Here is an 11220-nt window from a genome sequence, read left to right on the forward strand (position 1 = left end):
CAGTTTCCTCTTCAACGGGCATCGCCGGGCAGGACCCGAACGCTGGCAAAGGTCTTGTCATCGAAATTCGCGCCGAGGGACGCCGCACGCACGTGCAGGTACCAGGCGCCGTTCTGGTCGAGCGTCACTGGGGCTTCGTAGATTCCGTTGCCGACCTCAAGGGCCGCGACTTCCCGGGCCCGCGAAGTCGGGGCGCGGAAGTAGCGCACCTGCACGTCTTTCACGCCGCTGCGCTGGGCTTTCTGTTGGCCCTCAACGATGCGAAAGCGCACGGTGTACGGGCTGCCGAGGGCGGCGGTGGCGTTGTCGAGCAGGAATTCGACTTTCGGTACGCCGGGGTGTCGGCTGAGGCGGGTATCCGGTTCAACCAGCGTCGTGAAGCAATGGATGATGTTCGGCTGGTTGAGCAGGAACGCCACGTCGAAACGCCCTGCCGGCGGCAGTTTGACCCGCGCGCTGTACAGCCCCGGCTCGACTTCGCGCAGGCTGCGGTCGATGACCATCGCCGCCCGCGCCACTTGCCCGCGATTGGGGTAACCGGACATCGGGGCGTTCATGCCTTCGGCGTAGAAATAGGTGGTGTTGTCCACCGGGTTGACCACGAACACCGCGTTGTCGTCCCGCGATACCGCAAGGCTCGACGCCAGCGGCAAATCACCGGCCAGCCGTGGCGCCTGGGGCCCGGCTTCGAAACCCTGGCTGATCGGCTGGCGACCTTCACCGAGCGACAACAGGTTGATCATCGTCACCTTGGGCGACGCCAGTCCGCGCACATAGGCGTAAGCCTTGGTGAACACCAGTTGATAAGGTTCGGCGGACACGTCCAGTTCATGGACCAGCGAATCGGTGGCGGTATCGATCACGGCCACCTGGTTTTCCAGGGTGTTGAGGACGATGCCAAATCGTCCGTCGGCGCTGAAGCCCATCGGGCCCAGGCCCTGTTTCATCTTGATCACCCGGCGCACGTCAAGGCTGGCGGTATCGACCACGGTCACGGTGCCGTCCTTGCCGTCGGCGACATACACCGCCTGGGACAGCGGCGAGTACGCCACCGACAAAGGGTGCGAGCCGGTCTTGAGTTGCTTGCTGAGGGTCAGGCTGGCGATGTCGATGATGCTCAGCGTGCCGTCGTCGCGGTTGGTGACGAAGGCAAACCGGCTGTCCTTGCTGAAGGCGATTTCGTGATGCCCGGCGCCGGTGACCAGGTGTTTGAGCGGCTTCAGGCTTTGGCTGTCGATCACGGTGACCCCGGACGCTTCGGCCTTCGGCGCATTGTTGCCGACCCACAGCAGGCGCTCGTCCGGTTGCAACGCTACGCGCACCGGGTGGGTGCCGGCGGCCACCGAGGCGATCAACTTGAATTGTTCGCTGTCGATCACCGCCACTTCGCCGGCGGTGGGCATGGAGATGAATACGCGTTTGTTGTCCTTCGGTGTGACCCAATCCATTGGCGGCCGCTTGAGGTCGATGCGGGCCATGGTGCTGGTGATGCCGCCCACCGAGACCGACGGGTCGACCACGGAGACGCTGGCATCACGGTTCATCACCAGCAGGAAATAGCTGTTCAGGTCGAGCAGCGGCCGTGCGCCGATGCTCGATTTCAGGAACACCCCGGCCCGGGATTTACAGCTCCGGTCACGGCCCTGGGCCAGGTCGGCGGCAACGGTTTCCGGGTCCAGCCAGGCACCGGGATTGACGCCGGAAAGGGGTTGCCCCGAAGCGCTGTCACTGACCCGGAAGAGCACGTCGGCAAACTCGCCTTCGCGCAGCACACCGTCCTCGGCCAATGGCTGCATTTGCAGGGTTACGGACACGCCGTCACGCTCCAGCGTCTGACCGCTCCAGGTGTCCGGTAGCGCTATCTCGCTGAGCATGTCGGGCGGAGTCGTGCGCCAGACGCCCAGCCAGATCAGCGCAAGCCCGACAACCAGCGCACAACCCGCAATTGCAGTGGTCCTGTTCATGTCACCTTCTCCCCTTACAGATCTGCGCCTGTCTTGCGGCCGCCATCGCTGGCAAGCCAGCTCCTACACTTCGAACCCTGCAAACCCGATCCCTTGTAGGAGCCAGCTTGCTGGCGATGAGGCCCTTACGCCTTGCATCAATCCACGGCCGCCATCGCTGGCAAGCCAGCTCCTACAATTTGCCCTGTGCGAACCCGATCCCTTGTAGGAGCCAGCTTGCTGGCGATGAGGCCCTTACGCCTTGCATCAATCCCACGGCCGCCATCGCTGGCAAGCCAGCTCCTACACTTCGAACCCTGCAAACCCGATCCCTTGTAGGAGCGAGGCTTGCCCGCGAAGGCGTCATCCGCCATACCACCTACAACCGAGGTGTCCCCTTCGCGAGCAAGCTTCGCTCCTACAGGGCTGGTGTCGCACAACGTCTACGGTGCCGGTTCAGGTTCGTTGGTCACTCGCAACAAGCCCCAGAGCCCGGCGGTATTGCCGTAGGCGCCGTAATCGCGGAACAGGTAGTCGCCCGGTATCGCGTTGCTGCCCCCGGCGCTCGGATGCATGAAGCTGAAATGCGCCGCCGGCAGGATGCTTTCGTGGGCGCCGATGTACATCGACATCGGGTTGAACCCGAACCGCACCGAACCCACGCCAGGCGTGCTCATCGGATAACCGCCGGTGTCGCTCTTCTCCGACTGGAACGGGTTGACCGACCAGACGTGACCGTCCAGCTGGAACGTCGTGCCGCGGCTACCCCCGGATGGCATCAGGATGTGCGTGCGGAACGGTTGCCCCGGTTTCACATACAGCACCGGCGTCTGCGGATCGCCGCCCACCAGCGCATTGCTGTACGCCATGTGCGCGTTGGGCACGTCGCCGTAACCCGCGCCGTCGGCGTGACCGAACGGCGCATCCGGCGCCAGGCCGAAGCGGAACCATATCGGCTCGGACCTGTAGTTGATGGCCATGCTCGAGTTGTCCTGCGGATCGGTCGGCACACCGAAGCCTTCGGCAGCGATGCCTTCCACCGGCCGGCCATTGGCCCAGCGAATGTTCAAGGCTTTCTGCCAGACCATCGCAAAGTCGCGGTAAGGGGTCTGCCCCGGTGCGGTGACCGTCGCCGTGACTTTGCGCGCGTCGTCCACCCAGGTAGCGCCGACCGGCAGGATGCTCATCGCGCCACCCAGGCCTTTCTGCGGTTGCTTGATTACGTCCGCCGGGGTGAAATTCAACCCGCCGAACTCCACGGCCGTGGCGTTGATGTTGTCGACGTTGCGGCCCAGTTGAGTGATCGGTTTGCCTTCGCGCTCCAGGTGCCCGGCGTAGTACTGATAAGTACGGGTCGGGTAGGCGCCGCTGTTGCCAACCCGCGGTGGCACGGTCTGGATCGGGTTGGCACCGACGTTGGTGCCGTCGGATTTGGTGATGTCGTACGCCAGCAATTGCGTGTGCAGACCCACGTGGCTGGACGGCCGCATCAGGTTGTTGCTGAAGGTGGTCGAGCCCTGTCCGCTGTTGCGATCACGTTTGACGATGCCTTGCATCACCGCCGTCTGGGTCAAGTCCGGCATGACCATGGGCAGACGGTTTTCCAGGGTGATATTAATGCAGTCCCCCGCCGTTGCGCGCAGCACCAGCGGTTCGACAGGCACACCGGGCTTGAGCTTGCCGGTGACCGTATCGAGGTCAGACTTGCGCACGTAAATGATCGCGGTCGGGTCATGCAGCGGACCGCTTTGCCCGCCGATGGTGATGGTTTCGCCATCCTCCGGATCAGTCACGGTGACCTGCGGAATATTGACCACCCGCGAGTTGTACACCAGGGTGCCGCCCGCCGGATTCAACGGCCCGCCGACATGCTGGCCGATGCCCTCCGGATCGCCGAGGGCCAGGTTCAGCGGATTGCCGAGAATGTCGTTGGCCAGTGCCGCGACCACTTCATAGTTGCGTTGCACGGTCGGCCGGGTGCCGATGCCGTTCGGGTTGGCGCTGATCCGTGGGCAGGTTCCGTCGAATGCCACGGTGTTGCGCATCCCCGCCGGTTTCGGATTGTTCGGCAGCGCGAACAGATCGCTGCGCTGGGCCGTGTAGTTACGCATCACGCCCCAGATCCCGCTCCAGTAACCTTCGAGAGAGGCGTCCATCGAGTACAGGTAATCACCCGTGGTCGCCGCCGAACTGGACAGCATCGAGACCGGCGCAATGAAGCCCATCTGCTCGGAGATCCCGATCATTTGCGACGAGCGCCAACCCGAGTTGGAGCTGTTGCCGTAACCGGAACCGCTTTGCAGCCACTTCACGCCGTGCAGGGTCACGTTGTGCTCTTCTTCGTGACCGCCGGCATGCACCCGCAGCCGCACGTTGTCACCGGTGTAGGTGCGCAGCATCGGCGTGAACGGATCACCCGGTTCAGCGCCGCCACGGTTGATGTGCGGCGGGAACAAGGTGGTGCCGCCAGTCGGGCCGGTGGCGGCGGTGATCAGGTTCGGCGCCTGGTTCATCGCCGGGATCGCACGGTCGGTGCGGCTTTGCATGGCGTACGCCAGATCGCCGCCGAGGCCGTAGGCCTGCATGCCGCGCTTGCCGTCAGGACCGATCTTGTAGGGGTCGTATACCCGCAGGGCCAGCGGTTCGTTGCGGTAGTTGACCACGAACATGCCGGGGTCATCGACCGAGATCGCTTGCGGGCACGGCCGGCTCGGGCAACCGGGGACCATACCGCCCTGCACTTCGAGAATGCCGTCCAACAGGGTGCTGGCGTTGTTGCGCACTGGCGGATTGATCGCGTAGCGGAAACTGTCCGCGGTGGCCGGGAACGCTTGTGGATTCGGCACACCATTGGGACCCGCGCCTACGTACACACCGGCTTCATAGGCATGCTGGAAGTCGCTGTATTCGAGGAAGAATTCACGGAAGCTGTCGTTCTTGCCGTCGCCGTCCAGGTCGCCGGTGGACACCACGGCTTGCCACGAAGTCGGCCCGCCATCCTGGCGCGCGCCGCTGTACAACGGCTCGCCGGTTTCGGCGTGGAACCAGGTGGAACCGGCCGGTTCAGCCAGCACGGTGGCGTACAGACCAATCTGCTGGTGAGTCGATGGCCCGAGGTGATCGTGGGTGAAAATGGTCCCCAGGCCACGGTCGACGCCTTTGCTGTTCACCACCGGGTCGGCAAACCAGCGCTGCATCGCGGTGCGCGCCCCGACCCAGTCGGCCCGGCCAAACTGGCCGAAGTACGGGTGGTTTTTAGCTTTCGGGCAGGCCGGTGTGCCGTCACGCGGGTCGGTGCCCTGGCATTGGTTGAACTCGCGGATGGCGTGGATGCGTTCTTGCACCGCACCGGGGGAAAGTACGCCGTCTTCGTAGTTCCAGCCGTTGGCTGAACCGTCCGCCGCCGTCAGGTCCCATTTCGGCAAATGAATGTGCTGGCCGATCACGTCAGTCGGCGTGCGCACCTGATAGTCGTCCATTTCATAGGTGGCCGGCACCAGGTTGGTTTGCTGGTATTGCACGCAGTCGAGGGTGTTCATGCGCATCACCAAAGGCTCTGGCGGACGCTGCTTGGTGATCACCGGCCAGGCGTCTTCCCACAGGGCCAGAATGCGCGCTTGCGGGAAGTGGTAGCCGACCTTGTTGTAGACCGCGTCGAACTGGATGTTCGCCGCTTTGTAGACCCGTGGCCGGTCAGCCGTGAACGTCGAGGCCCCGCTGAAGGACATGCCGTCGAGCCGTTCGCCGCTGAAAAACTCGCCCATGCCGGCGCTGCTGGTCAGGCGTTTTTGCCGGTCGTCCATGCACGGTTCGTAGAAAGGCGCACCGGCGACTGGCAGCGCGCCGTTAGTGCGGAAGGCGCGTGCGACGATTTGATTGCCGGGCAGCACGGCGAAGCTCGGGTGGTCTTTTTTCGCGTGGAAGGCCATGGCCGCCTGTTCGACTTCAGTGCCCTCTTCCGGCAGGTAAAGCGCTTTGGCGCGGGTCACTTCCTTGGAGAAATCCAGCGAGGTAGTCACGGTGTTCGCCTCGCCACCGGCAGAGAAACCGTCCAGGGAATGGCGTCCCAAACCGCCGTCCCAGCCACCGGACTGCGCCGGATCGAGGTTGGCCCACAAGGCATTGCCGCTGGTTTTCAAGGCATAGGCCTTGGCGGCGTCGAGCATGTCCAGCGGTGGGGTTGGTGGACGTTGGCCGACCGAACTTTCCATGCCGCCGATCCAGAACGGATAACCAGGGTTTTTCAGGCTGCCGTCGGTATTGCGGTTGGCGTAGCTGCGATCAACCAGCGCCAGGGAGCCAATGGCCTGGGCGCCACCGCTATGCTCACCGTCGCCATCTTCATCATTGCCAGCCACCAGGGTCTCGCCGACTTTCGGCACGACCACGACCTTGCCCGGCATCGGCGCCATGGCTTTGCCCGGTAGCGGCACGACCGCTGGAATCGGCGTGCCGGCAATGATCTCGCCATCGGGCAAGGCCCGGGCGCCAGCGGCCGGTTTGCCGCTGCGCAGTGCATAAGGTTCGCTGTGATAACCGTCGGCGCCCTGCTGGGACACCTCGAGTCGGGTGCCTTCTTCAAACACGTCATGCACCCGCCACATGCTCCACATGCCTTGGGCGAAGTGCGGATAGAAGTGGCAGTGATAGATCGCATCACCGGCGACGCGATTGCGGTTGCCCGACCCGCCGTTGGCGATTTCATAGGTGTAGCCGGCGCCCGGCCCGATGCCTTGGGCGTCGACATAGTCAGAGTTGTCGTCGTTGGGATTGAACAGCCACTGGTGCCCGTGCAGGTGGAAGATGTGTTGTTCGTGGCCGTTGTGGGTATTGCGGAATTTGACGAAATCACCGATGTAGCTGTGGTTGACGTTGGACGGCTCGGACGGATACAGCGCCATCGTCGCCTTGACCCCGACCTGATCGGCGCGCGGTGTTTCGCCCGGCCGGATGCTTTCCAGACCGGCGTTGGCCGGCACGTCCACCAGCATCGCCACGTCGCCGACGGTGTGCGAACTGAGGAAGAATTCTTCATAGGCACAAGACAGGCAATCGTGCATCGGCCCGACGCCTAACCGGTTGGCCACCACTTCGGCGCCCATGCCGCCGGAGCCGTAGTTGATCATGAACGAATCGCGGGTCGGCTCCAGCACGTGGCCCATGACCGGGTCTTCCCAGTACGCGGGGAATGCCTGGGTCGCGGCGGTTTCATCCTGGAATTGCGAGGCGAAATCGCGGAACGGTTCCAGCCGGTTAGGCAGCGCCGGGTTGCGTTTGCCGATGGCTTCCAGCGGATAGGTCGACGGTGGGAAGCTGCCGTCGGCGTAGCTGCCCATGACGATCGCATCGCTCTCGCTGGAGATGATTTCGTTGCCGTCGACCATGTTGATGATCGGCGTGCCGGCCTTGCCTTCACGAATCCACGGTTCACGCTGCGGGTAGCGTGCCTGGTAATCGACAATCGGTTGACCGGCCGGCGTGCGCCCGGTGCTGGCGAGGCGCATTTCTTCTTCGGTCACGGTGTTGCGATAGGTGCGGCCGCCCTTGGGCACCACCACCACTTCGCCGAACAGGCCATTGGCGACGTTGCCCGCATCGCCTTCACCACCGAACGTTGCACCGCGGCTGCTGGCGGCGAACGCTCCTTCACGCTCGGCGTACAAGGTGTAGGAACGGGTCGCGCCGGGGGCGACCAGCGTATTGGGGTTGCGTCCGGTGTAGGCCGAAATGTCGTCAATGCTGTTGACCGCCTGCAGACCGTTGACCTGAAAGCCGACGTGGCGGTCGGTGACCTGCTCATCAACCTTGAACTGCTCCGCGTTGCCGATTTCTACCTCACCCTCGATCTCCCCCTCTTCTTCCTCGCCGCTGTCGTGGCTGCCAGGGTTGGCCTGATAGGCCAGCAGGTTCTGCAGGTTGATGGTCAGGCAGTCACCGGCGGCAACGCGCAACACCAATGGACGCGGACGCTTGTCGGGCCGCAGCGAAACCTTGCCCGGCACCGCTGCGCCACCGTAGGCCAGGGACACATTGTGATCGTCGACCACATCACGACGCAGGGCGAACATCATGCCGTTGGCGTTTTGTGCGCCGAGGCGGTTGAACATGAGCGGTTGATCCAGCGCCACGACGTTCGCCACCAGATTTCGTTCACAACGCACGGCGGCTTCGGCCAACTCGATGCCAAACAGGGGTGCAACAAGCAGCAGCAAGTTAACCAAATGATGAGCGTGGGGTATGCCGGTCATGATCACGGGCCTCGCTTTGGGTACTCACGGGAATGATTCTCGACAAATCCCTTGGAGCAATCCGCATGCCATAATTTTTTTTGTTATTTTTCAGCTAGCTACGTAAACGACTTGATAAGTCGGGGGATATTCCCCACCCAATCCCCACCATTCGGGTTGCCCTCTGATTCCACCAAGACGCCCACACCTGTAGGAGCCGGCTTGCCGGCGATCGGATTTGTGGACAGGTGGTGATTGTGAAAATGCTTTCGCCGGCAAGCCGGCGCCTACAGATGAATGTGTTGCCCCACATGTGGGGCCATCACCCATCACAGCGGCGCATCCACGGCCAGGCCTTGCAAGCGGCGATATTGGCGCAACACGCTCGGCACATAACGGCGGGTTTCGGCGAACGGCGGGATCACCCCGCCACGGCTCAGCACCGCTTGCGGCCCGGCGTTGTAGGCCGCCACGGCGAGCGCGATGTCGTTGTCAAACAGGGTCATCAGGCGCTTGAGGTATTTGGCCCCGCCCTGAATGTTGGCCTTGGGGTCATAGACGTTGGTCACGCCCATTTCCCGGGCGGTGTCGGGCATCAATTGCATCAGCCCGCCAGCCCCCTTCGATGAGGTCGCGCCGGAGTCGTAGTGGGACTCGGCCTGGATCACCGCATGCAACAGCGCCGCCGGTAATTGATTGGCCTTGGCGGCCGCCGAAACCAGCTCGGCATAGGGTTGCCGGGCAATCATCTGTGGCTGTTGATCAAGGCTGACCTGCGCCGATTCAGGCTCATGGATCACCCGTTCATAGGTACGGCCGGGGCGGTGGACATTGGACAAAACGTAGCTGCCCTTGCTGTCCACGGAAACGAATACATCGGCCTGAGCTGTGCCTGCCAGCAGCATGCAGCCGAGCAGTCCAGTGGTGAGTGTTTTCATTATTCTGTCTCCCCTGACCGGCCCCGAAAAATGGGGCTATTGCCCCAATGACCGGTAGTGAACCAGCCATACGCAAGCACTGTGCCGTAAGCGCGAAGGCCAGTAATTCAGGGGTTGCGGCAGGATGTCCGGGGGTGAGCATGGCAATTGCATGAGCCTCTGTGGCGACCCTTCTGCCGACTGTGTGAGGTCATCATGAATCATCGTCTGTGTTGTGCCCCGCGTAACGGCTCACCGCGAGCCCAGCGCGGGTTCACATTGCTCGAACTGTTGGTGGTGCTGGTGGTGCTGGGGTTGTTGGCCGGCATCGTCGCGCCGAAGTATTTCGCCCAACTCGGCCGCTCCGAAGTGAAGGTGGCCAAGGCGCAAATCGAAGGCCTGGGCAAAGCGCTGGATTTGTACCGCCTGGAGGTCGGCCATTACCCGTCGACCGAACAGGGTTTGCAGGCGCTGGTCACCGCGCCCAGTGATGAAACCCGCTGGACCGGCCCCTACCTGGCGAAAAAGCTGCCGCAGGATCCGTGGGGCCGCAATTACACCTACCGCTACCCCGGCGAAAACGGTGAATACGACCTGTTGTCCATGGGCAAGGACGGTCAACCCGGCGGCGAAGGCGAAAACGCCGAAATCACCAGTTGGCAGTGACGGGAGGCGAGCATGCGCTTTCATCTCAAGGCCGTCGGCAAGGCTGGCGTGGTCTCGATGACGGTCGAGGCCCAAGGGGACAGCGAAGCCCGACGCATTGTCGAAGACCAGGGCCTGCGGGTCGTCAGTCTGCAAGCCGAAAAGCAATGGCGGGCGTTGCGTCTGCAAAAGCGCGAGACGTTCAACCTGGTGCTGTTCAGCCAGGAGCTGACCACCCTGCTCAACGCCGGCCTGCCGTTGATCGATGCGCTGGAAAGCCTGGCGGAAAAAGAAACCGCGCCACAGGCCCGCAAAACCTTGAGTGAACTGGTGCGCCTGCTTTATGAGGGCAAATCGTTTTCCCAGGCGTTGGGTCAGTTGTCAGCGGTTTTCCCACCGCTCTATGTGGCGCTGGTGCAGTCCAGCGAGAAGACCGGCGCGGTAGGTGATGCGCTGGGCCGCTATGTCAGCTATCGCCAGCGCATGGACGAGGTTCGACAGAAGATCGTCAGCGCTTCGATCTACCCCATGCTGTTGCTGGTGGTGGGAGGTGGCGTGGTGCTGTTTCTGATGGGTTACGTGGTGCCGCGCTTCAGCCTGGTGTTCGAAGGGCTGGGTAATAACCTGCCGTGGCTGTCACAAGTGCTGATGAACAGCGGGATGTTCCTGCATGCTCACCAGGGCGAATTCTTCGGCACCTTGGCGGCGGTCGTCGTCGCCCTCGCCTTCCTCCAGCGCCAACCAGCCTTTCGCCGGGGCGTGGACCGGGTGATCGAAAAACTCCCGGCAGTCCATCAACGCATCTTCATGTACGAACTGGCGCGCTTCTATCGCTCGCTGGGGATTCTGCTGCAGGGCGGCATCCCCCTCGTCACCGCCATGGGCATGGTCCGTGGCCTGCTCACCGCGGCCTCCCGCGTGCGCCTGGACCAGGCCTGCGAGCGGGTGCGCGAGGGGCAATCGCTGTCGACGGCGCTGGAGCTCAATCACCTCGTGACGCCGGTGTCCCTGCGCTTGCTGCGTGCCGGCGAGCAGTCCGGCAACCTCGGACAAATGATGGAACGCAGCGCGGATTTCTACGACGAAGAAATCAGCCGCTGGATCGAATGGTTCGTACGCTTGTTCGAACCCTTGCTCATGACCTTCATCGGCCTGTTGATCGGGGTCATCGTGATCCTGATGTACATCCCGATATTCGAACTGGCCTCGAGCATTCACTGACCCCGGGACAGGGTCGACTCGTACCGTTCATCGTTCATCGACGTTGCCACTGAATAAACCGGAACGTTGCAGTGTTCTCCCACTGAATCGAGCAGCAAGTTGCATTGTTCATCAACGTTCCAACCTGAATAAGAAGACGGAGAACGACATGCACATCAACAAGCTTTTACTGGCAGTAGCTATTGGCGCGGTTTTGTCGGCGTCTACCGTATTGATTCCGGACAGCCTGTCCGGCGTATCGAGCGCTCAGGCCAAGGATGGTGGGGG

At 62.8% G+C, this 11220-nt stretch carries 5 protein-coding genes; 2 read left to right on the forward strand and 3 right to left on the reverse strand.

The window, feature by feature from the left end:
• Positions 1-11 precede the first annotated feature (11 nt).
• The 3 genes from KGB24_RS23370 to KGB24_RS23380 form a co-directional block, all read right to left on the reverse strand.
• Positions 12-1964 (reverse strand): YncE family protein, encoded by a 1953-nt coding sequence (locus KGB24_RS23370; protein WP_223416614.1) that lies wholly within the window; start codon positions 1962-1964, stop codon positions 12-14.
• A 422-nt stretch (positions 1965-2386) separates the two neighbouring features.
• Positions 2387-8191 (reverse strand): manganese-oxidizing multicopper oxidase MnxG, encoded by a 5805-nt coding sequence (mnxG, locus tag KGB24_RS23375; RefSeq protein WP_223416615.1) that lies wholly within the window; start codon positions 8189-8191, stop codon positions 2387-2389.
• 308 nt (positions 8192-8499) lie between these two features.
• Positions 8500-9108: a lytic transglycosylase domain-containing protein gene (locus KGB24_RS23380; RefSeq protein ID WP_008032701.1), complete on the reverse strand. Its 609-nt coding sequence runs from the start codon at positions 9106-9108 to the stop codon at positions 8500-8502.
• Between the two features lie 195 nt (positions 9109-9303).
• Here KGB24_RS23380 and gspG point away from each other — a divergent pair, with 195 nt between their 5' ends.
• Together gspG and KGB24_RS23390 are read left to right on the forward strand one after the other, a co-directional pair.
• The gene (gene gspG, locus KGB24_RS23385; protein WP_008043382.1) at positions 9304-9753 is read left to right on the forward strand and encodes a type II secretion system major pseudopilin GspG; all 450 of its coding nucleotides are present in this window, start codon (positions 9304-9306) and stop codon (positions 9751-9753) included.
• 12 nt (positions 9754-9765) lie between these two features.
• Positions 9766-10953: a type II secretion system F family protein gene (locus KGB24_RS23390; RefSeq protein WP_032829042.1), complete on the forward strand. Its 1188-nt coding sequence runs from the start codon at positions 9766-9768 to the stop codon at positions 10951-10953.
• Positions 10954-11220: the final 267 nt, after the last annotated feature.

The sequence above is a fragment of the Pseudomonas sp. BF-RE-25 genome, assembly GCF_019956105.1.
Classification (GTDB): domain Bacteria; phylum Pseudomonadota; class Gammaproteobacteria; order Pseudomonadales; family Pseudomonadaceae; genus Aquipseudomonas; species Aquipseudomonas migulae.